Origin of the sequence: Streptomyces sp. NRRL S-455 (genome assembly GCF_000717875.1) — a bacterium.
GTDB lineage: Bacteria > Actinomycetota > Actinomycetes > Streptomycetales > Streptomycetaceae > Streptomyces.
The window spans coordinates 63,380-83,710 of sequence record NZ_JOCT01000020.1; the positions used below are offsets into that span (position 1 = coordinate 63,380).

At 72.2% G+C, this 20,331-nt stretch carries 22 protein-coding genes; 8 read left to right on the top strand and 14 right to left on the bottom strand.

Annotated elements, in window-relative coordinates:
- Positions 1-29 precede the first annotated feature (29 nt).
- A complete protein-coding gene (locus IE97_RS0124940) occupies positions 30-1,001 on the bottom strand; it encodes a GlxA family transcriptional regulator (RefSeq protein WP_030244726.1) in 972 nt (323 codons plus the stop codon).
- A gap of 186 nt (positions 1,002-1,187) precedes the next feature.
- Between IE97_RS0124940 and IE97_RS0124945 the strand changes: the two genes are divergently transcribed.
- Together IE97_RS0124945 and IE97_RS0124950 are read left to right on the top strand one after the other, a co-directional pair.
- On the top strand, positions 1,188-1,661 hold the full coding sequence (locus IE97_RS0124945; protein WP_030244728.1) for a membrane protein: 474 nt from the start codon (positions 1,188-1,190) through the stop codon (positions 1,659-1,661).
- Positions 1,662-1,800: 139 nt separating this feature from the next.
- The gene (locus IE97_RS0124950) at positions 1,801-2,004 is read left to right on the top strand and encodes a hypothetical protein (RefSeq protein WP_030244736.1); all 204 of its coding nucleotides are present in this window, start codon (positions 1,801-1,803) and stop codon (positions 2,002-2,004) included.
- 11 nt (positions 2,005-2,015) lie between these two features.
- On the opposite strand, the gene tgmB is transcribed toward IE97_RS0124950, so the two are convergent.
- From tgmB to IE97_RS0124975, 4 genes are all read right to left on the bottom strand, one after another.
- Positions 2,016-2,999, bottom strand: a complete 984-nt coding sequence (tgmB, locus tag IE97_RS0124955; protein WP_030244738.1) for an ATP-grasp ribosomal peptide maturase — start codon at positions 2,997-2,999, stop codon at positions 2,016-2,018.
- A 15-nt stretch (positions 3,000-3,014) separates the two neighbouring features.
- Positions 3,015-3,206, bottom strand: a complete 192-nt coding sequence (gene tgmA / locus IE97_RS0124960) for a putative ATP-grasp-modified RiPP (protein ID WP_030244739.1) — start codon at positions 3,204-3,206, stop codon at positions 3,015-3,017.
- A gap of 132 nt (positions 3,207-3,338) precedes the next feature.
- Positions 3,339-3,650, bottom strand: coding sequence for a YkvA family protein (locus tag IE97_RS38665; protein WP_037836274.1), 312 nt, complete (start codon positions 3,648-3,650; stop codon positions 3,339-3,341).
- Positions 3,651-4,341: 691 nt separating this feature from the next.
- Positions 4,342-5,457, bottom strand: a complete 1,116-nt coding sequence (locus IE97_RS0124975; protein WP_030244741.1) for a hypothetical protein — start codon at positions 5,455-5,457, stop codon at positions 4,342-4,344.
- A 359-nt stretch (positions 5,458-5,816) separates the two neighbouring features.
- Between IE97_RS0124975 and IE97_RS0124980 the strand changes: the two genes are divergently transcribed.
- Complete coding sequence (locus IE97_RS0124980; protein ID WP_030244744.1) at positions 5,817-6,806, top strand: SDR family oxidoreductase; 990 nt, start codon at positions 5,817-5,819, stop codon at positions 6,804-6,806.
- Between the two features lie 83 nt (positions 6,807-6,889).
- Here IE97_RS0124980 and IE97_RS0124985 read toward each other — a convergent pair whose 3' ends face one another.
- The 4 genes from IE97_RS0124985 to IE97_RS0125000 all read right to left on the bottom strand — a co-directional run bounded on the left by IE97_RS0124985 (position 6,890) and on the right by IE97_RS0125000 (position 10,147).
- Positions 6,890-8,161 (bottom strand): cytochrome P450, encoded by a 1,272-nt coding sequence (locus tag IE97_RS0124985; RefSeq protein WP_030244746.1) that lies wholly within the window; start codon positions 8,159-8,161, stop codon positions 6,890-6,892.
- A gap of 54 nt (positions 8,162-8,215) precedes the next feature.
- A complete protein-coding gene (locus IE97_RS0124990) occupies positions 8,216-8,524 on the bottom strand; it encodes a hypothetical protein (RefSeq protein WP_030244748.1) in 309 nt (102 codons plus the stop codon).
- Between the two features lie 15 nt (positions 8,525-8,539).
- Positions 8,540-8,953: an SRPBCC family protein gene (locus IE97_RS0124995; protein WP_030244750.1), complete on the bottom strand. Its 414-nt coding sequence runs from the start codon at positions 8,951-8,953 to the stop codon at positions 8,540-8,542.
- 99 nt (positions 8,954-9,052) lie between these two features.
- Entirely contained in the window at positions 9,053-10,147 is a 1,095-nt protein-coding gene (locus tag IE97_RS0125000; protein ID WP_030244752.1) for a carboxylate-amine ligase, read from the bottom strand.
- A gap of 124 nt (positions 10,148-10,271) precedes the next feature.
- Here IE97_RS0125000 and IE97_RS0125005 point away from each other — a divergent pair, with 124 nt between their 5' ends.
- Positions 10,272-10,823 carry a DUF488 family protein gene (locus IE97_RS0125005; RefSeq protein WP_051705098.1) on the top strand — a complete coding sequence of 184 codons (552 nt, stop codon included), beginning with the start codon at positions 10,272-10,274 and terminating at the stop codon, positions 10,821-10,823.
- A 37-nt stretch (positions 10,824-10,860) separates the two neighbouring features.
- Here the strand turns inward: IE97_RS0125005 and IE97_RS0125010 are convergent, their stop codons facing one another.
- The 3 genes from IE97_RS0125010 to IE97_RS0125020 form a co-directional block, all read right to left on the bottom strand.
- Positions 10,861-12,480, bottom strand: coding sequence for a glycoside hydrolase 43 family protein (locus tag IE97_RS0125010; RefSeq protein WP_037836277.1), 1,620 nt, complete (start codon positions 12,478-12,480; stop codon positions 10,861-10,863).
- Positions 12,481-12,727: 247 nt separating this feature from the next.
- Positions 12,728-13,636, bottom strand: coding sequence for an SDR family oxidoreductase (locus tag IE97_RS0125015; RefSeq protein WP_030244760.1), 909 nt, complete (start codon positions 13,634-13,636; stop codon positions 12,728-12,730).
- An 88-nt stretch (positions 13,637-13,724) separates the two neighbouring features.
- The gene (locus IE97_RS0125020) at positions 13,725-14,501 is read right to left on the bottom strand and encodes an SDR family oxidoreductase (protein WP_030244763.1); all 777 of its coding nucleotides are present in this window, start codon (positions 14,499-14,501) and stop codon (positions 13,725-13,727) included.
- A gap of 78 nt (positions 14,502-14,579) precedes the next feature.
- On the opposite strand from IE97_RS0125020, the gene IE97_RS0125025 reads away from it, so the two are divergent.
- From IE97_RS0125025 to IE97_RS0125040, 4 genes are read left to right on the top strand one after another with little or no spacing between them, the layout of a single operon-like run.
- Positions 14,580-15,347, top strand: a complete 768-nt coding sequence (locus tag IE97_RS0125025) for an enoyl-CoA hydratase family protein (RefSeq protein ID WP_030244766.1) — start codon at positions 14,580-14,582, stop codon at positions 15,345-15,347.
- On the top strand, positions 15,344-16,213 hold the full coding sequence (locus IE97_RS0125030; RefSeq protein ID WP_030244769.1) for a CoA transferase subunit A: 870 nt from the start codon (positions 15,344-15,346) through the stop codon (positions 16,211-16,213). The genes IE97_RS0125025 and IE97_RS0125030 overlap by 4 nt, the downstream gene beginning before the upstream one ends.
- On the top strand, positions 16,210-16,983 hold the full coding sequence (locus tag IE97_RS0125035) for a CoA-transferase subunit beta (RefSeq protein ID WP_030244772.1): 774 nt from the start codon (positions 16,210-16,212) through the stop codon (positions 16,981-16,983). The genes IE97_RS0125030 and IE97_RS0125035 overlap by 4 nt, the downstream gene beginning before the upstream one ends.
- Complete coding sequence (locus tag IE97_RS0125040; RefSeq protein WP_030244774.1) at positions 16,980-18,044, top strand: NAD(P)H-dependent flavin oxidoreductase; 1,065 nt, start codon at positions 16,980-16,982, stop codon at positions 18,042-18,044. The genes IE97_RS0125035 and IE97_RS0125040 overlap by 4 nt, the downstream gene beginning before the upstream one ends.
- Here the strand turns inward: IE97_RS0125040 and IE97_RS0125045 are convergent.
- Positions 17,995-19,053, bottom strand: coding sequence for an acyl-CoA dehydrogenase family protein (locus IE97_RS0125045; protein WP_078603367.1), 1,059 nt, complete (start codon positions 19,051-19,053; stop codon positions 17,995-17,997). The genes IE97_RS0125040 and IE97_RS0125045 overlap by 50 nt on opposite strands.
- The gene (locus IE97_RS0125050; protein WP_030244780.1) at positions 19,053-20,222 is read right to left on the bottom strand and encodes an acyl-CoA dehydrogenase family protein; all 1,170 of its coding nucleotides are present in this window, start codon (positions 20,220-20,222) and stop codon (positions 19,053-19,055) included. The genes IE97_RS0125045 and IE97_RS0125050 overlap by 1 nt, the downstream gene beginning before the upstream one ends.
- Positions 20,223-20,331: the final 109 nt, after the last annotated feature.

The window sequence follows — 20,331 nt, forward strand, 5'->3', positions numbered from 1 at the left end:
CCGGCGTGACCGGGTGCGGCCTCGGTGGCCTAGGGACGGCCCGCCGAGGCCGCCGCCTTTCCGTGGAACGCCGTACGGTACGCGTACGGCGTGGTGCCCACCACCTTGCGGAACCGCTCCCGGAACGCCGTCGGTGAGCCGAATCCCGCCTGCCGCGCGATCCGTTCGACGGAGTGGTCGGTGTTCTCCAGCAGGTACTGAGCGCGCCGCACCCGCGCCAGCAGTAACCACTGCAGTGGCGTGGTGCCGGTCTGTTCGCGGAAGCGGCGGCTGAAGGTCCGCTCGCTCATTCCGGCGCGCTCCGCAAGCACGCCGAGCGTCACCTCGTGCGCCAGGTTGTCCTCGATCCACTCGAGCAACGGCTCGAGCGCCGACCCGCGGGGCACCGGCGGGTGCTCGTGCACGATGAACTGGGCCTGTCCGCCCTCGCGTTCCAGGGGCACGACCGACATCCGGGCGATGTTCGCCGCGACGGCCGATCCCAGATCCCGCCGGATCATGTGCAGGCACAGGTCCAGCGCGGCGGCCGCACCGGCCGAGGTGAGGATCTGCCCGTTGTCGACGTACAGCACGTCCGGCTGCACCTCGATCCGCGGGAAACGACGGGCCAGCTCGCCGGCCGCAACCCAGTGAGTGGTGGCGCGCAGCCCGTCCAGCAGCCCGGCTTCGGCCAGCACGAAGGCGCCCACACAGACGGACGCGATCCGGGTGCCGGCCTCCGCCGCCTGCCGCAGGGCCGCCAGTACCCGCGCGGACGGCGGTGCGGCCTCGGGGGAGCAGCCCGGCACGATGATCGTGTCGGCCTCCGCCAGTGCCTCGAGCCCCCGGTCCACGCGCAGGGTGAAACCGCCGTCCGCGCGCACCTCCGGCGACTCGGCGCACAACCGGACCCGGTAGGCGGGCCGCCCGTCCGGCAGATGGGTCCAGGCGAACGTCTGCTGGGGCGCCGCCATGTCGAACGGCACCACTTGATCGAGGACCAGGATCGCCACGGTGTGCATGAGCGCCACCCTAGGCCCGTTCCCGCCGGCGGGACGAGGCGGGGACGGGGCGGCCCGCGTGACGAGGGCGCAGGTCAGGGAGTTGGCGGGAATCCGTTGGAAGCTGTCGTTTCAGCCTCTGGGCGATCATTCCCCGGCTTCCTAACGTGAGTCCGGCAACGTCGATCGCATCACGGAAAGAGTCCGGTGACCAAAATCCTGCTGTCCCTCCACGTCCTGGCCGCCATCGTCGCCATCGGTCCCGTGACCGTCGCGGCCAGCATGTTCCCGCCGGCGGCGCGGCGCGCCGTCCCCGTGAGCGGCGATGCCCCCGACGCTTCGGCCGTCGGCACGGTCGCGCTGCTGCACCGCATCTGCCGCGTCTACGCCGGTGTCGGACTGACCGTCCCGGTCCTCGGGTTCGCCACCGCTGCCGCGATGGGTGTCCTGGGCAGCGGATGGCTCGTGACCTCCATCGCACTGACGGCGGCCGCCGCCGGCGTCCTGGTCGCCTTCGTCCTGCCGCGCCAGGAGGAACTCGTCGGCCAACTCGAGGGCGAACAGGCCGTCGACCACCGCGACACCGTGCAACTCGCCATGTTCACGGGCGTCTTCAATCTCCTGTGGGCGACGGTCACCGTTCTGATGATCGTCCGGCCGGGTTCCACGACCGGAGCCTGACCCCTCGCTCGTCCGCTTGCCACGGATGTCCGGTCTGGGTCAAGTCCCCCCAGGGAATTCACACTCCGGGGCACCGGGCCGCCTAGACTCGCACTCTCGCCCCCGAACGGGGTCGACGAGCAGAAAGGCACGTTGACGGGTGTTCCAGGATTCCCCCATCTACGACCGACTCATCGCGGAGTGCGGCGATGTGCCCGCACAGGTTCGCCGCGAGGCCGAACGCGTGAGCAGGGAACTGGAGCTGGCCATGCGGCCCGCGCAGTCCCCCGGCTACGACCGCCCGCACTCCCCGGGCACGGGCTGGCAGCGCACGGCCATGCTGCCCGGCCCGCAGGCGCAGTGAGCCTTTGCCTCTCAACGGACGCTCGTGTTCCAGCGCTTGACGTGCGCCTGCCCATCCGGAACGGGACGGGCTAACCACTCGGCGATGGTGCGTGCGATCGGCTGCCCCGTCTCCACCTCGACGAACCCGAACTGCCCGGACTGGTTGCACTCCAGGAACCACCAGGTCCCGTCGGCGTCCTCGACGAAGTCGAAGGCGCCGTACGCCAGTTCCGCCTCCCGCAGGTAGGCCTGGACACCTGGCGCGATGCGCGACGGCACGTCGGTGGGGCGCCACGGTGAACCGGGCGCCGCGAAGCGCACGTCGACCTCGTCGGCGTCCGTGTCCTCGGCGGTCGCCTTGCGGGCGGCCAGCATCCGCTCACCCACCACGGTGAGACGGATGTCGGCCCGCTTGGCGATCCGCCGCTGCAGCAGCGTCGGCCCGAACGCCACGGCGGAGAAGTCCGTGTCCGGCGCGACCCGGCTGGTCGGCACCGCCCTGGGCGGGTCCTGCGGATGCGCGCCCGACACCGGCTTGACCACCAGATCCGGGTAGCGCTCGGCGAATTCGCGGGCAGCCCGCGGGAAGGTCGTGATCAGCGTCGCCGGCACGGGCAGGCCGCACTGCTGGCCAAGACGCAACTGCCACGGCTTGTGCCGGGCACGGCGCGCGGCGTCCGGATGGTTCATCCACCGCGCGTCCGAGCCCCGCAGCATGCCGTAGAGCGCTTGGGCGGCCTCCTCCGTCAGCCACGCGGACGGCTGGGCCGCCCGGCCGGCCGGTGTGCCGGGCCGGCGCACCCAGACCGATCGCAGCCCGCCGATGCTCACCAGCCGCCCCCCGGCGGACAGATGGCCACGGAAACGGCCGTGGACGTACTCCCCGGACAGCGCGACACCGCCGGTCAGGTCGGCGGGGTCGACCCGGACCACCGGGATCCCGGAGGCGTTGAGGTGCACGACCACCATGTCCGCGGTCACGTCCTCCTCACAGGTGAGGATCAGTACGGTCATCTTCGGCGGCCGCGTTCAGTCGTCGAAGTGCGTCTTGGAGCCGGCGGTGGACGTCGTGGTGCCGACTTCTCGCAACAGGGCGAAGTCGCAGGCGGCGACCCGGCCGTCCAGGAGTACGTTCAGCTGCAGTCCGGCGTCGTACACGTACGGAATGACAGCTTCCAACTCCACTGCCGGGCGCGCGTAGTTGAGCGCGAACGGTTGCATCGTCTCTCCCTCGTCGGTGCTGCGCCGATCAAGCGGGGGTCCAGGGGCACGGCCACCCGGTCCGTCGGCTCGTTTCGGCTTCCAGAGACTTATACGAATCGAACGGGTGGTTGGTTTCCTTACTTTCCGTAGTCATCGCGCCGGTTGGTGGTCCGGCCGGCGTGTCGTACTGCGCTCCCGCTCGCCGAGGGAGCCGCGGACGGTGCGCAGAGCGAGCAGCAGAACGCCGATGTCGTCCAGGTACAGCGGGTCGGGCAGCAGGTCGGCGGGCAGCACGAAATAGAGGACCGCGCCCCAGAAGACCCAGCGCGGGCCGGTGGGCAGCCCCGCGCGCCGCAGGTCGCGCCGGGTCCGTACCAGCCGCACGAGAACGGTGACGGCGAGGACGAGGACGATGACCGCGAGAATCGCGGCCACGGTGATCACCGTTGTGGTCGTATCCACGGGCTGCCCTCCCTGGCGTGCCGCGACACGGGGTGTCACTACGTGGATTCCCGTTTCCGGCGGCTGTATTGCGGCTGGAGCCGGACATGTCGGCGAGTCGGCGGATTTTCCCGTGCGGGTGGTCACCCCGTGGGTTACCCGAGTGGCACGGTGTGACGCAGGCGACGACCAGTGGTCAGCGTAACGTCGCTCGTCCCCGACGGGGGTGCGGGAGCGGCCGTGTCCGCGCCTCCACACCGGCGAGGATGCAGGCGTACAGGAGTTCCTTTTCGCCATCATGCCTGGCGCCGGCGCCCGGGGCGCGCCGCACGGCGGAGGGACCGCTACGGGCGCGGCACCGGACCGGATCCGCTCACCGCTGTCCCGCTGGCGTGGTGGACGGCGTTGCCGATCGCCGCGGCTGTCCCGACGACGCCGATCTTCCCGATCCCCTTGCTGCCCATCGGGTTGATCCGTGCGGCGCGGCGCACGTGGCGCCCGTGAGGTCCGGGTCCTCCCGCAGGAGGTCCGGCAGGACCCGCCGGTGGTCGACGGTGGGTGACCGCGCAGGGCTTGCCGTTGAGCGGAGCGTCGTCTCCGAGTGCTGGTGGTTGCCCATGTCGGGGCGGACCTTCCCGGGCGGATCGTACTGCCGTACGGACCGCGAATCCGGAAGGGCACGGCTGACACGTGCGCCCCGACGGGCAGGCGCCTACTCCTTCTCCCCGGCGGGGGCAGTGGGACGCGTCGACTTGCCCTTGAAACGTTCGAACGTGCGTGTGATCTGCTGGAGCGGAGAAGCCGCGGACACACCGGAGGCCTGCCGCGGTGCCGGAGCGGCCCCGGCCGACTCCTGGTAAGCGACCAGGGCCTCGTGGGCGCGCTCGGCCGCCTCCCGGTAAAGGTCGCGGGACTTCGTCATGGCCTCGAGCGCCTCGGCGTACATGGCCACCAGACCGCGCTGCCGTTCCAGCTCCTCCTGAAGAGTCAGCAGATGCCAGTCCTCCCGCAGCGCCGTGAGGGCGTCCTGCGCGCCGTCGGGCAGGGGCCTCGGCAGCGCGGCGAACCGCGTCACCGCGGCGACGAGGTCGGTCGGCTCCGAACCGTCGAGGAAGACCGCGCGGACGGAGAAGTCCTCCACGTCGTAGCCATCCGGGGCCGGGCTGCCGGGCAGCACCACGGCACCGCCGCGCGGCACCTGGACGCCGGACTCCCGAAGGGCCCAGTTGACGCCCCGCAGTTGCTGCGGCGCCGCCCGGTGCTCCACCACACGGTCCCGCAGACCCGGCGGCAGCCACCGCGCCACGGGCATCCGGCCGCGCTCGTCCGGGGTCATCGCCTCATGGACGACGACATGGATGTGCCACCCGCCGCGCACGGCGCTCCGGAGCAGGCGCCGGGTCTCCCTGTCATCCCGGGGGAGCGGGTTGATCTCCCGCAGCGACAGATCGGCCGTGGCGACCCGGTCCCAGCCGGCGTCCGGCTCGTCCGGCCAGAACAGGCCGACGGGGGAGGGCCACTCCTGTCTCCACGGCTGCTCGGCCTCGGCGATCAGGACCCAGTCCTGCCCCTCGCCCGAACCGGACGTCAGGCTCAGCCGGGCGCGGACGGTCACCGTTTCGTCCACTCGCCAGCGCGCTTCGAAAACCCGCTCGGCGGGAGCGGCGTCGGCCTCGGGCAGTTCCAGGAAGTCGTCGATGTCCCGACTGCGCTTGCGCTGCTCCAGCGAGCGCCGGAGAACGTCTTCCGCGGCGCCTCGGGTGTGGCGGCCGCGAGCCGGCCACACCGTGGCGGGAGTCATGGGACGGGCGGTGGCGGAGGTCGGCATGAGTCCATTCACGAGCGGGAGCAGGGGCGCATGCCAGTATCGTCGCCGCAGGCCGGTGGGGATAACCCGGGGTCGCACCCGGAGGCGCCAGGGGAAGCGCTCAGAGCGCGGGAAGCGCCGCCCCGCACACGGGGTGTGCGCGCCGCGCGCGCATCGGCGAGTCTCACTCGTGGCCACAGCGGCGCCGAATTCCGACAATGGTCCGCGCGAGCAGGACCCGCCCACCATCCGCATCGGGGCGGGTCCTGCTCGCGTGCGCTGCTCCTCCGGTCCGAGGTGACCTTGGCGGGCGCCGGGTACCCGTCCGCAGCGGAAGCGGGCACGAGGTGCCCGGCTCGGGCAGATGCGAGGAGGTGCGGATGCGACTGCGGAACCATGTGGTGGTGGTGACCGGGGCGTCCAGTGGAATCGGACGGGCCACGGCCGAGGAGTTCGCTCGCAAGGGATGCGCCGTGGTGCTGGCCGCGCGACGCGAGGAGGCACTGGAGGCCACGGCACGGGAGTGCGCCAAGCACCGTGGGGCACGGACCCTGGTCGTGCCGACCGACACGACGGACGTCAAGGCGGTCGAGGACCTGGCGCGGCGTGCGGTGGAGGAGCTCGGCCGGATCGACGTCTGGGTCAACAACGCGGCCGTCAACGCCTTCGGCCGTTTCGAGGACGTACCGCTGGAGGACTTCCGCAAGGTCCTGGACGTCAACGTGATGGGTTACGTGTACGGGGCCCGGGCGGCACTGCCGGTGATGCGGGAGCAGGGCACCGGCACGTTGATCAACGTCTCGTCCATCGTCGGTGCCGTCGCTCAGCCGTACAGTCACCCGTACGGCATGTCCAAGTACGCGGTCAGGGGCCTCGGGTCGAGCCTCCGGCAGCAGCTGAGGGTCGAGGGCGTGAAGGACATCCACGTGTGCACGGTGCTGCCGGCGACCATCGACACACCGCACTTCCAGCAGGCGGCCAACTACACCGGACGCAAGGTGGTGGCCATGCCGCCCGTCTACACCCCCGAACGGGTGGCCCGGGCGATCGTGGGTCTCGTCCACCGCCCGCGCCGGGAAGTGGTCGTCGGCCCCGCCGGCCGGGCGCTGGTACGCCAGTCCCGGATGGCGCCGGCACTCGCGGAGCGGGCGATGGCCCGGCAGACCGACAAGAGTCACCTGTCGCACGACGAGGAGGCTCCGGCCACGCACGGAGCGCTGCACGTACCGGCTCAGGGAGAGGGTGCGGTGCACGGCGGCTGGGGCGGGCGACGGCGCACCGCGATGCGCAGGACAGCTGTCGCCGCCGCACTCGCGGGAGCGGCCGTGACCGCCGGGCGTCGCCTGGTGCGGAGTCCGGTGGGTTCCTGACGCCGGGGCGACGGCACCGTACACGGACGCCCCGCCCGCACACGGTGCCGTCGCCCCGCTGGCCCCGAGGGTTCAGCAGGGGTTCAGGACGCCGCCTGCCCCACCCTGGGGGCGGGCGCGGGAGCGCGGACGCCCTCGATGACGAATCCGCTGCGTACGCGTGTCGGCATGCGGTTCAGCGGGATCCGCAGGTCCTGCTCGGGCATGTCGTACTCCAGCCGGGCCAGCCGTGGCCCGAGGGCCCGCAGCAGCGCGATCGTCACGTCCTCGCCAGGACAGCGGTGACCGGCGGCGCGGTCGCCGCCGCCCTGCGGAATCAACTCGTCACGTGCGGGTGGCCGCTCAAGGAAACGACGCGGTTCGAAGGAGTACGGGTCGTCGTAGAGGGCGGGATCGTGGTTCTGTCCGAACACGTCGAGCAGCACCATCGTGCCGGACGGAATCGGCTCCCCCTGCCACTCGAGGTCGGTGACGGCCCGGCCGCCGACGAAGGGAGCGAACGGGTAGAAGCGCCGCAGTTCGTGCGCGAACGCCACGGCGTAGGAGAGGTCGTCACCCTTCAGGCGCTCCCGGATGCCGGGCCTCGAGCGCAACGCGTGGCCTGCGTAGCTGACGAACCAGGCGACCGCGACGGTCGGGCGGATGACGTTGATCAGTTCGACGGCGGCGGTGTGCGGGTCGAGGAGCCGGCTGTCGGCGTCCCGGTGCCGGACCACCGCGTCCAGTGCCGACCCGGCCGGCGCGGTGACGGATCCCGCCCGTACCTCCTCGACCAGCTGTCCCAGCCATGCCTCACTGCGCGCACGAGCGCGGCGGGCTCGCCAGTGGCGCGGCCCCGGGGTGGCGAAACCGTCGACCATGGCGACCATGTCCCGGGCCAGGGGGCCGGCGTCGTCGAGCGGGACGCCGGCCCAGTGGCACACGCCTCGGGTGAGCACCCGGCTCGCCTCGTCGAAGAGCACGATCCGGCGGCCGGACCACGACTGAACCGCCTCGTCCCAGACCAGGCCCACGCGGTCCACCAGACCGGCGACCGCCTCCGCACCGGTGAGCAGCGACAGGAACATCTCCTTGCGGACACGATGGTCCCGCCCGTCCAGGGTGTGCACGGCTCCGTGTCCGAACAGGGTGCTCAGCACCGGGCCGGGAAGCGCCGTTCCGCGCTCCACATGCCGCTCGTCGTAGAAGAACCGCACCGCCTCCGGGCCGTGCAGGGCGACGGCGTGCTGGCCCATGAGCCGGGCGCGCACGAGGGGGGCGGTGGTGCGGCGCCGCCGGTCGGGGAGCCAGGTGTACCCCTTGGTGAGCAGGGCGAGAGAGCTGTCGGCGATCGGTGGACGACGACTCTGATTCATGGCGCGGCGAGTGCCCGTCGGGCCGGATCGGAAACGCGGCCGGATGGGTGGCGTTCAGGGCCGCGGGTTCACGCGACGCCAGCGGGGACGCGTGTCATGATCACGGCGTCCGGCCACCGAGGCGCAGCGCGGGCACTGGCGCCGCACCCGGTCCGCCGCACCTCCGGACTCCCGGAAGGTGTCCGGCCATGCGACATGCGGGAAACGGACGAGCTCGGAGCGGCTGAGAGACAGCCCGCAGACGGTCTGGTTCAGGCCCGGCTCCCAGGCGTGCACCTCACCGGCGGGCAGACGGCGCCGGCCCTCCTCCTCGTCGGTCCACTGCGCCGACGCGGCGACGGCGTACTGCTTGACGCGTGCCATGGCGTACGGCCCCTGTCAGCCGGCCGCGTGGTCGACGCGCAGCCGCACCTGCTGCTCCAGGCGCCGGAGGCTGGTGTCCAAGGCGTCGCGCACCGTCGCCCCGCCCGGGTCGTGGCTGTCGTCGAAGAACGACAGGTGCACTGTCACCTCACTGGCTCCCCCGCCGATGCCGGCGACCTGGAGCCACCCCGTGTAGCTGCCCTGGTCGCGGGTGCCCCACTCGAGCCGCATCCGGTCGGGCCGGGCGCGCAGCAAGGCGGAGGTGTCCTCGTCGGTGCGGTCCTCGTGCACGGTGACGGCGGGCAGGCCCTCGGCCCGCACGTGCAGGGCCTCCGGCAGCCAGGTGTCCAGCTGACCCACGTTCGCCGCCTGATCGAAAACGTGCTCGGGCTGTGCGGGCATCGTGCGTGAGCGTTCGTACTCGGTCATCGCGCCACCGAATCTCGCCTGGGGTCGTGGACCGCACCGCGTTCCCAGCCTGCCCCGCGGTAACCCTCGCCGGCCCGCCGGAGCCGGCCATCGCAAGCGTCACGACGTCGGGCCCTGGCCGCTGACCAGGTCGGTGACCGCCCGGAGGCCACCCTCCGCGAAGGCGGCGCGTTGCCGGTCCGCGCCGGTTCCGCTCTGGAGGAGACGGTGGACCAAGGACGTCGCCTGACGGCTGTCGCCGGATGCCTCGAGCGCCGGCGAGACATGCCGCAGGAACTCGTACAGCACGTCACCGGCACGGTGCGCGGCGCCGCCCGGGCTGACCAGCGTGTCGTCGAGCCCATGGCGGGCGGCATGCCACATGGCCGCCTGGAGCAGCTCCGGGGCCGACTCGGGCACGGGCACCCCTGCGGCGGTCTCCGCCAGAGCGGTGTCCACAAGGGCCCGGGTGACGGCGGCGAGCATCACGGCCTCGTCGGCGCTCAACTGGACGTCGAGGCAGCGCACCTCGACGGTGGGGTAGCGGGAGGAGAGGCGCGCCTGCCAGTACAGCTGACCGATGTCGGAGATCAGACCCGCGTCCAGCAGCCGCTGCACCCGCCGGTCGTAGTCGGCGACATCGTGGAAGTGGGGTGGCATGCCGCTGACCGGCCAGCGGCCGAAGATCACCGTGCGCCAGCTCGCGAAGCCGGTGTCACCGCCGTCCCACATCGGGGAGTTCGCCGACATCGCCGTCAGCGTCGGCAACCAGGCCCGGATCCGGTTCAGGACCTGCACACCCGCCTCCCGGTCGGGCACTCCGACGTGCACGTGCGTGCCGTTGACCAGCTGTTCGGCGACCAGCTGCGGCGCCTGAGTCACCATGGCCCGGTACCGGGCCTGGTCGGTGACGGCCATCGGGCGGCCGTGCCGCAGCGGCGGCGTCCCGCAGGTCGCGATCCGGCAGCCGTACTCCTCGGCGGCCATGCCGATCGCGTGCCGCAGGCGCAGCAGATGTCCGCCGACCTCCTCCAGAGTGCGGCACACCGGGGTGGCCACCTCGACCTGCGCCTGAAGCAGCTCGTACTGCACCTCCTGATCGGCCACGAGACGCCCCAGGCCGGCCGCGGTCCGGACCTTGTCCGCATGAGGCACCGGCAGGCCGGTGACCGGGTCGAGCAGCAGGTACTCCTCTTCCACGCCCATAGTCGTCATCGGACACCTCTGTTCCGCCCGGCTGCCCGTGCCGGATCCCGGGTACCCGGGTTGCCGCCGTCACTTCAGGGCAAACCCAGACATAGTGAACTCGAAGACGACCTCGCCGATCGACCTCGCGGACATGGAATCGCTGCTGATCACCTTCGGACACGGCACCGCCGACCGAGCGCGGATCGCCCGGCTGCTGCGCGGCGCGGGCGTCACCGGCGTGGTCGACGTGCGCATCGCCCCGGGCAGCCGCCGCGATCCGGACCTGGCCCGGCAACGGCTGGGCGCATGGCTCCCGGCCGAAGGCATCACCTATCGGTGGGAGCCCGATCTGGGCGGGTACCGGAAGCCGCCTCCGGACAGTCCCGACGTCGTCTGGCGCAACACCTCGTTCCGCGGCTACGCCGCACACACCAGAACGCCCGGCTTCGTCGCCGCGATGGAACGGCTGCTGGCCGAGGCCGGCGCGGCCCGTCCTGCGGTGATGTGCAGTGAATCGGTCTGGTGGCGCTGCCACCGCCGCCTGATCGCCGACTTCGCCGTCCTCGCGCGAGGGGTATCGGTGCACCACCTGATGCACGACGGACGGCAGCATGCCCACGTCCCGACGCCGGGCGCCCGGCTTCGCGAGGACGGCCTGCTCGTCTACGACTACCTGACCGGGGCCCAGCAGCGTACGGCATGAAAGATGTGGTATGTGCCGTCGTGGTCAGGCCGGGCGTTCAGGGGGTGGACAGTTCGAACCGCGTCACGCGGACCGAGCCGCCCAGCGCCCGTGTCGCGTGGTTGAAGAGGGCGAACCGGTAGCCCATGAAGAACCGCCAGTCGTTGCCCATGGCGAAAGCGGGACCGAGGCGGGTGAAGTTGATCCCGTCGGCGCTGTAGGAGAAGGTGCCGGGCCGGGACGCTCCGGGACGGATGTCGGCGTTCGCCCGCAGCCAGAGCCGGCCGCCGCCCGGCAGGCTCGCGCTCGCCCGCTCCACCCCGGTGCCGGTGGTGTTCCAGCTGCCGTCCATGGTCAGCCCGTCGACCATGACCAGACGCGTCGTCCCGCCGTCACGCTTGAGCCCGATCCACGCGGAGGAGTCCCGCAGCAGCGCGAGCCCGGCCCGGTCGCCGTCCCGCATCGCGGAGTGGTCGAGCTGGACCGTCGCCGTGGAGGTCGGCCCCTGGATGCGGTGAGTGAGGGTGTTGCGGGCCCAGTAGAGGTCGTTGGTGACGGTCGCGGTGCGCAGGGTCAGTCCGTTGTTCACCGACCACTTGCCGTTGTCCGGGTTGTGGTTCCACTCCCACCTGGGCTTGAGGGCCGTACCGTCGAAGGTGTCGGCACCGGTCAGGGGAGTGACCTGCCGGGGCGGTGGGGGGACGACCGGGCTGGGATACGACCTGCCCCACGCGCCGTTGACGAGCTGGACGACCGGCCAGCCGTCCGAAGTCCAGCTGACGGGAGCCAGGGCGGGCATGCGGCCGCCCGGATAGGCGTCGACGAAGGCCATGTAGTACCAGGCCCCGCCCTGCGTCCGCACCAGCCCGCCCTGGTGCGGCACGCCTCCGCCGGAGATCGGTCCGGGCAGGTCGAGCAGGACCTGCCGCAGTGTGTAGGGGCCGAAGGGGCCGCTGGTCGACCTCAGGATGTACTGGCCGTTGGCCGGGCGGGTCAGGAAGATGTAGTAGCTTCCGTTGATCTTGTAGAAGCGGGAGCCCTCCAGGGTGCCGATGTTCGACGGGGTGCTGAACACCTGCTGCGTCCGCACCTGGCGGCGTCCGTCCGCGGACAGCTGGGCCACGTGGATCGTGCCGTTGCCGTACGCCACGTACAGGGTGTTGTCGTCGTCCACCAGCAGCCCCGCGTCGTAGTAGACGTGCGGCAGGGCCGCGTGTCTGGTCCAGGGCCCCTCGACGGACGTGGCCGTGTAGACGTAGGTCGCGGCGAAGTCGATCTGGCCGAGCCAGTAGAACGTCCTGTCGGCGGGACGGTAGGCGAGCGAGGACGCCCAGATGCCCCTGACGTAGCCACGCCCGCCGTTCAGGTCGTACTTGGAGCCGAAGTCGAGGACCGGCACCGAGTGGCCGGCGATCTCCCAGTTCACCAGGTCGTACGAGCGCAGGACAGGGGCGCCCGGCGAGTAGTGCATCGTCGAGGCGGAGCAGTAGTAGGTGTTCCCGACGCGGATGATGTCGATGTCCGCGAAGTCCTGCCAGACCACCGGGTTCGGGTACGTGGCGGCCGGCGTCGTGGCGGCCGCTCTCGCCGGATCGGCGGGCAGCAGGGCGCCGACGGCCAGACCGGTGGTGGTGGCCAGTGCCCTGCGACGGCTCAGATTATGACCTGTCCATGTCATGCGGGTGCCGCCCTTTCGGTGGGACTGCCGAGGGAGGAGGTGCGCGAATGGTGCGGGGCTGGGTCCGAACCTCGTGCGGGAGAAGGTGCGTTCAGTACCTCGAACGTCAACTGCCCTGTCGAACGTCTTGGATGATAGAAGCCCCTGACGAGGCGTCAATAGCCCTCGCAGCATTCGGCATCGGCGTCGAATTGTTTCGCTCCACCCCGTCATCATCCCGATGGCGTCACCGATGTGACCATCTCGGTCACTGGGCGCCGTACACCGGCTCCGGCGACGTCGCCTCCGCGAGGAGCTTCACCGCGGCCGCGCCGGCCTCGGCCGGGGACCAGCGGGCGCCCTTGTCCGCCGTGGGGCCGGGGCGCCAGCCCTCCATGACGGTGATGCGGCCGCCCTCCGCCTCGAAGACGCGCCCCGTCACCCCGGCGGAGGCGGCGGAGCCCAGCCACACGACGAGCGGGGACACGTTCTCCGGGGCCATGGCGTCGAAGCCTTCCGCGGGGACCGCCATGGCCCCGGCGAACGCCGCTTCGGTCATACGCGTACGCGCCGCCGGGGCGATGGCGTTGACCAGAACGCCGTAGCGGCGCAGTTCGGCGGCGGCGACCAGGGTCAGGCCGACGACCCCGGCCTTGGCCGCGGAGTAGTTGCCCTGGCCGACGCTGCCCAGCAGTCCCGCTCCGCTGCTGGTGTTGATGACGCGGGCCGCCGGAACCCGGCCGGCCTTGGCCTCGGCGCGCCAGTACGCCGCTGCGTGCCTCAGCGGAAGGAAGTGCCCTTTGAGGTGAACGCGCATGACGGCGTCCCAGTCGTCCTCGTCGAGGTTCACCAGCATGCGGTCGCGCAGGAAGCCGGCGTTGTTGACCAGGGTGTCGAGGCGCCCGTAGGTCTCGACGGCCGTGCGGACCAACGACGCCGCGCCCTCGGTCGTGGCGATGTCCCCGTCGTGGGCGACCGCCTGTCCGCCGCGTGCCCGGATCTCGTCGACGACGAGCCGGGCGGGCGCGGCCTCGACGCCGGTGCCGTCGAGGCCGGTGCCGAGGTCGTTGACGACGACCTTCGCCCCCTCGGCGGCGAGAGCGAGGGCGTGCGCCCGGCCGAGTCCGCGCCCCGCACCGGTGACGACGGCGACGCGTCCGCTGCACAGTCCGGCCATGATCGGGTCCTCTCGTGACGAAGCCTGGGAAGTCTGAAGCCTGGGAAGTCTGAAGCCTGGGGGAGTCTGAAGCCCGGGATGCCGCGGGTCAGTCGCCGGCCGTGGCCGCGTCGAGGAAGGCCGGGCGTTCGCCGCCCCCGTGGACGAGCAGACTCGCGCCGCTGATGTACGCCGCGCGGTCGGAGGCGAGGAAGACGCAGGCGTCGCCCACCTCCGCCGGGTCGGCGAGCCGGCCGAGCGGCACCGTGCGGCCGACGGCGGCGATGCCGTTCTCGTCGCCGTAGTGCAGATGCGACAGCTCGGTGCGGACCATGCCGAGGACCAGGGTGTTGACCCGCACCCGGGGCGCCCATTCCACCGCCATGCTGCGAGCGAGCTGCTCCAGCCCCGCCTTTGCCGCGCCGTAGGCCGCCGAGCCGGGCGACGGACGGCTGCCGCTGACACTGCCGATCATGACGATCGACCCGCCGCCCGGCTGAGAGCGCATCAGCTCGTAGGCGGCGAGGGATGCGCTCAGCGGGGCCAGCAGGTTCAACTGGACCACCCGGGCATGCCGACCGGCTCCGCCCTCCTCGAGCAGCCGGTACGGCGTGCCCCCGGCGTTGTTGACGAGGATGTCCAGCCTGCCGTACTCGGCGCGTAACCGCTCGAAGAAGGGGCCGACGGCGTCCGTGTCGCGCAGGTCGAGAGGGAGGAACCGGGCGGTGCGTCCGGCCGCTTCGGCGGGATTGCCGGCCGGGCGCCGGGCGCAGGTCACCACCTCGGCGCCGGCCTCCAGCAAGGCCCGGGTGATGCCCGCGCCCACGCCCCGGGTGCCGCCGGTGACCACCGCCACCCGTCCGGTCAGATCGGTGATCGTCGCCATGAGGGCCTCCCGGGGCGCGCGCTCCGCTGCTACCTTCGTGCCTAACAAACGTTTGGTGGAAAGGTAGCTGATCCGCTCATGGGTGTCTCCACCGCAAGGCCCCAGGAGGGCGTGGCCGTCGTCACCGTGGACTACCCACCGGTCAACGCCCTTCCCGTGCAGGGCTGGTACGACCTCGCCACCGCCGTGCACGCCGCGGGTTCCGATCCCGGCGTGCGCTGTGTCGTCCTCACCGCGACGGGCCGCGGATTCAACGCCGGCGTCGACATCAAGGAAGTGCGGCGATCGGCCGGCCATGATGCCCTGATCGGCGCCAATCGCGGCTGCTACGAGGCCTTCGCGGCGGTCTACGACTGCGAGGTCCCGGTCGTCGCCGCGGTACACGGCTTCTGCCTGGGCGGCGGCATCGGCCTCGTCGGCAACGCCGACGCGATCGTGGCCAGTGAGGACGCGACCTTCGGCCTGCCCGAGCTGGACCGGGGCGCGCTCGGCGCCGCCACCCACCTCGCCCGGCTGGTACCGCAGCACCTGATGCGAGCGCTCTACTACACCTCCCGTACCGCCGCCGCCGAGGAACTGCACCGTCACGGCTCGGTGTGGCGGGTCGTCCCGCGCGAGCGGCTGCGTGCGGCGGCGCTGGAGCTGGCCGGGGAGATCGCCGCCAAGGACAGCTCGCTGATCCGCCTCGCCAAGGCCGCGATCAACGGCATCGACCCGGTGGACGTCCGCCGCAGCTACCGCTTCGAGCAGGGATTCACCTTCGAGGCCAACCTCAGCGGCGTCGCCGACCGGGTCCGCGCCGCGTTCGGCACGGACCGGCCCGCCGGCCAGGGGCAGCACCCATGAGCAGGAACAAGGTGATGACAGCCGAGGAGGTCGTCGGCCGGCTCCGCTCCGGCATGACCCTCGGGATCGGCGGCTGGGGATCGCGCCGCAAGCCGATGGCGCTGATCCGCGCACTGCTGCGCTCCGGCATCACGGACCTCACCGTGGTGTCCTGCGGCGGCCCGGACGTCGGTCTCCTCGCCGCGGCGGGGCGGATCCGCGCTCTCGTCGCCCCCTTCGTCACCCTCGACTCCATTGCGCTGGAACCCCACTTCACCGCCGCTCGGCAGCGCGCCGGCTTCGAACTGGTCGAACTGGACGAGGCGATGTTCATGTGGGGCCTGACCGCCGCCGCCCAGCGACTGCCCTTCCTGCCGATCCGCGCCGGCCTCGGCTCGGACGTGCTGCGGGTCAATCCGCACCTGCGCACCGTCACCTCACCGTACGAGGACGGCGAGGAGCTCGTCGCGGTCCCAGCCCTGCGTCTGGACGCCGCGCTCGTCCACCTCAACCGGGCGGACGTGCACGGCAACGCCCAGTACCTCGGCCCCGACCCGTACTTCGACGACCTCTTCTGCCAGGCCGCCGACACGGCCTACGTCGCCTGCGAGCGGATCGTGGACACCGCCGACCTGCTCAAGACGGCGGGCCCGCAGACGCTGCTGGTCAAACGCGCCTTCGTGACCGGCGTCGTGCAGACCCCGAACGGCGCGCACTTCACCTCCTGCGTCCCGGACCACGACCGTGACGAGGAGTTCCAGCGTGCCTACGCCCGGGCCGCCCGCGACCCGGAGGCCTGGCGTGCGTTCAGCGAGCGGTTCCTGTCCGGCGACGAACAGGACTACCAGACCGCGGTGACGGCCTTTCACGAGGAGCGGCAGGAATGAGCAGGTGGACCGCGACGACCGAGGTGACACGAGCCGAGTACTGTGTGGTCGCCTGTGCGGAGGCCTGGCGCCATGCCGGGGAGGTTCTGGCCGGCCCCATGGGCACCGTCCCCACCATCGGCGCCCGGCTGGCGAAGCTCACCTTCGCACCCGACCTGCTGCTGACCGACGGCGAGGCGCTGCTGACCGGCGACGTCCCGGCGGTCGGTGAGCGCGCCGGGGTGGTGGAGGGCTGGCTGCCCTACCGCCAGCACCTCGCCCTGGTCGCCACGGGACGGCGGCACGTGATGATGGGCGCGGCCCAGATCGACCGCCACGGCAACCAGAACATCTCCTGCGTCGGTGACTGGGCCCGTCCCGCCCGGCAGCTCCTGGGCGTACGGGGCGCACCAGTCAACACCCTCAACAACCCCACGAGTTACTGGGTGCCGAGGCACTCCCCACGGGTCTTCGTCGAGCGGGTCGACATGGTGTGCGGAGTCGGCTACGACCGTGCCGCCGAGGCCGGCCCGTCGGCCACCCGCTTCCACGACATCCGGGAGGTCGTCAGCGACCTGGGCGTCTTCGACTTCGCCACCCCGGACCGCACCATGCGACTGCGCGCGCTGCACCCGGGCGTCACGGTCGAACAGGTCGCGGAGGCCACCGGCTTCGCGCTCACCGTCCCGGACGAGGTGCCCCGCACCCGGGAGCCCACCGCCGAGGAGCTGCGCCTGATCCGGGAGATCATCGATCCGAAGGGCGCCCGCGCCCGAGAGGTGCCCGCATGAGCGACACCACGATCGCCACCGCCCTCACCGCGCTGGTCGGAGTGCGGACCCCCCTCGTCCAGACCGGTATGGGCTGGGTGGCGGGCCCCCGACTGGTCTCCGCGGTCGCCGGCGCCGGCGCCCTGGGGATCCTCGCGTCCGCCACCATGACCCCGGACCAGCTCCGCTCGGCGGTGCGCGAGGTCAAGTCCCGCACGGACGCGCCCTTCGGCGTCAACCTGCGGGCCGACGCCTCGGACGCGGGGGAGCGGGTGCGGATCATCATCGACGAGGGTGTGCGAGTGGCCTCGTTCGCGCTCGCGCCACGGCGAGAACTGATGGACCGTCTGAAGGACGCCGGGGTCGTCGTGATTCCGTCCGTGGGTGCCCGGCGGCACGCGGAGAAGGTCGCGGCCTGGGGCGCCGACGCCGTACTCGTGCAGGGCGGAGAGGGCGGCGGCCACACCGGCAGCGTCGCCACGAGCGTCCTGCTGCCGCAGGTCGTGGACGCCGTGGACATCCCGGTGATCGCCGCCGGCGGATTCCGCGACGGACGCGGACTGGTGGCCGCACTGGCCTACGGCGCCGCCGGCATCGCCATGGGCACCCGCTTCCTGCTCACCTCCGACAGCACCGTCCCCGACGCCGTCAAGGCCCGCTACCTGGCAGCGGGCGTCCAGGACATCACCGTCACCACCAGGGTCGACGGCCTGCCGCACCGGATGCTGCGCACCGACCTCGTGGACACGCTGGAGCGCTCCGGCCGCGCGGCGTCCCTGCTGCGCGCGCTGCGGCACGTCTCCGCCTTCAAGCGGGAATCCGGCATGAGCTGGGCCGGTCTGGCGCGCGACGGCCTGGCCATGAAGCGGGGCCGGGAACTGACGTGGAGTCAGGTCCTGCTCGCGGCCGGCACCCCGATGTTCCTCAGGGCCGCGATGGTCGACGGCCGCACCGACCTGGGGGTGATGGCCTGCGGCCAGGTCGGCGGACTCATAGACGACCTGCCGTCCTGCGCCGAACTCGTCGACAGGATCATGACCGAGGCGTACGCCACCCTGGGGCGGCTGCGGACCACCCCGTGAGACCGCCAGGGCCGGCCGACGCCGCCGCGAGCACGCGGGCCCGGCACGCGGCCGGATCACCCCAGGCGGTGCGCAACGGGCGGGCCTTGCGGATCCACAGGGACAGATCCGGTTCATCGGTGTAGCCGAGGGCGCCGTGGAGCTGCAGGGCCGTACGCGCCGACGCGTGGGCCGCCTCACCGGCCGCCACTTTCGCCGCGGCGACCCCGCGAACGGACCCCGGATCGCCTGCCGCCAGGGCCAGGGCCGCCGCGTGAACCAGGGGCTGGGCGAACTCCAGGGCGATGAGGGTGTCGGCCAGACGGTGCTTGACCGCCTGGAACGAGCCGACGGCCACACCGAACTGGGTGCGCCGCCGGACGTACTCCACGGTGCGTTTAAGCAGCGCGCGTCCCAGCCCGAGGGCCTGGGCGGCCGTGGCCAGGGCCGCGACATCCGCGGCGTGCGCGGCGGCCGCCGCCACCTGCGGCCCCCGCGCCAGCACGGTTCCGCCGAGCGGACGGGCCAGCCTCCGCGCCGGGTCGGCCGACGGCTGCACCGGACCGTGCGATTCCGCGAGGCGTACGGTGTCGTGGTCCACGACGAACAGCGCGTCGGCGATGTCGGCGTCCAGGGCGTACGGGCTGCCTCCGGGCGACAGCACGCACAGGGACGCCACGGCCTTGCCCGACGCGATCCGGGGCAGCCAGAGGCGGGCCGGGTCACCCCCGAGCCGGCCGAGGAGAGCACCGGCGGCGGCCGTCTCCGCCACCGGACCGGGCACGGCATGGCGGCCCAGCACGCCGAAGGCGACGGTCAGTTCCACGGGGAGGAGCCCCAGACCCTCGTGCTCCTCGGGCACGGCGAGGGCGAAGACGCCGGCCTCGGCGAGTCGTGCCCACAGGGCGCGTCCGGGGCCGTGGTCGCCGGATGCCCAGGACCGTACGACGCCCGGTGTGCCGGCGGATCCCAGCATGCGGTCCAGCGTGCGGGCGAACTCCCGCTGCTCGTCGTCGGGGAGGAACCGCATCACCGGCGTCCCTTCGGCAGCCCGAGCAGCCGCTCGGCGATGATGTCGCGCTGGATCTCGTTGGTGCCGGCGTAGATGGGCCCGGCCAGCGAGAACGTGTACCCCTCCGCCCAACTTCCGTGTCCTGGTGCCTCCGTGGCCTCGTCGGACAGCTCGCCCGACGGACCGAGCAGATCGAGGGCGGTCTCGTGCAGGGCGATGTCGAACTCGGACCAGAAGACCTTGTTGAGGCTGGACTCGGCGCCGACCGACCCGCCGGCGGCGATCCGTGAGGCTTGGGCGTAGGTGAACAGCTGGTAGGCGCGGGCGCCGATCACCGCGTCGGCGACCCGGTCCCGCAGCGCGGTGCCGCCGGGCCCGCCGGCCGAGCACCACAGGGCGGCCAGCCGGTCGGCGGCGGCGGTGAAGCGGCCGGGGCTGCGCAGGGTCAGCCCGCGCTCGTTGCCGGTGGTGCTCATCGCGACCCGCCAGCCCTGTCCCGGCTCGCCGATGACGTCCTCGTCCGGCACGAAGACGTCGTCGAGGAAGAGCTCGGCGAAGGCGGGCTTGCCGTCCAGCCGCCCGATGGGCCGCACGGTCACCCCGTCCGCGTCCAGCGGGAACATCAGGTATGTCAGCCCCTTGTGCGGCCGGTCCGCGTCCGGATCGCTGCGGAACAGGCCGAACGCGCGGTCCGCGAAGGCCGCCCGGGACGACCAGGTCTTCTGGCCGCTGATGCGCCAGCCGCCCTCCGTCCGCACCGCGGTGGACCGCAGCGAGGCCAGATCGGAACCCGCCTCCGGTTCGGACCAGGCCTGCGCCCAGATCACCTCACCGCTCGCCATCGGCGGCAGCACCCGCGCACGCTGCTCCTCGGTGCCGTACTCGCAGAGGGTCGGGGCGAGGAGGCTGATGCCGTTCTGGGAGACCCGGCCGGGCGCCCCCGCCCTGTAGTACTCCTCCTCGAAGATCAGCCACTCCAGGAGGGTGGAGCCCCGGCCACCGTACTCCTCCGGCCAGGAGACCACCGACCAGCGTCCGGCGAACAGCACGCGCTCCCACTCCCGGTGGGCCGCGAAGCCCTCGGCGGTCTCCAGCGACGGCAGCGGGACCGACGGCACATGGGAGGCGAGCCAGCCCCGGGCCTCGGCGCGGAAGGCGTCCTCGGCGGCGGTGAAGTCGAGGTCCATCACCCTCCTTCCTAACAAGTGTTTGGTAGATTAACCTGCTCGGCGTCAGCCGTCGAGAACCGTCATCCACTGCCGACGCCGGCAGCGGCTGTAGCTCCACATGGAGGTA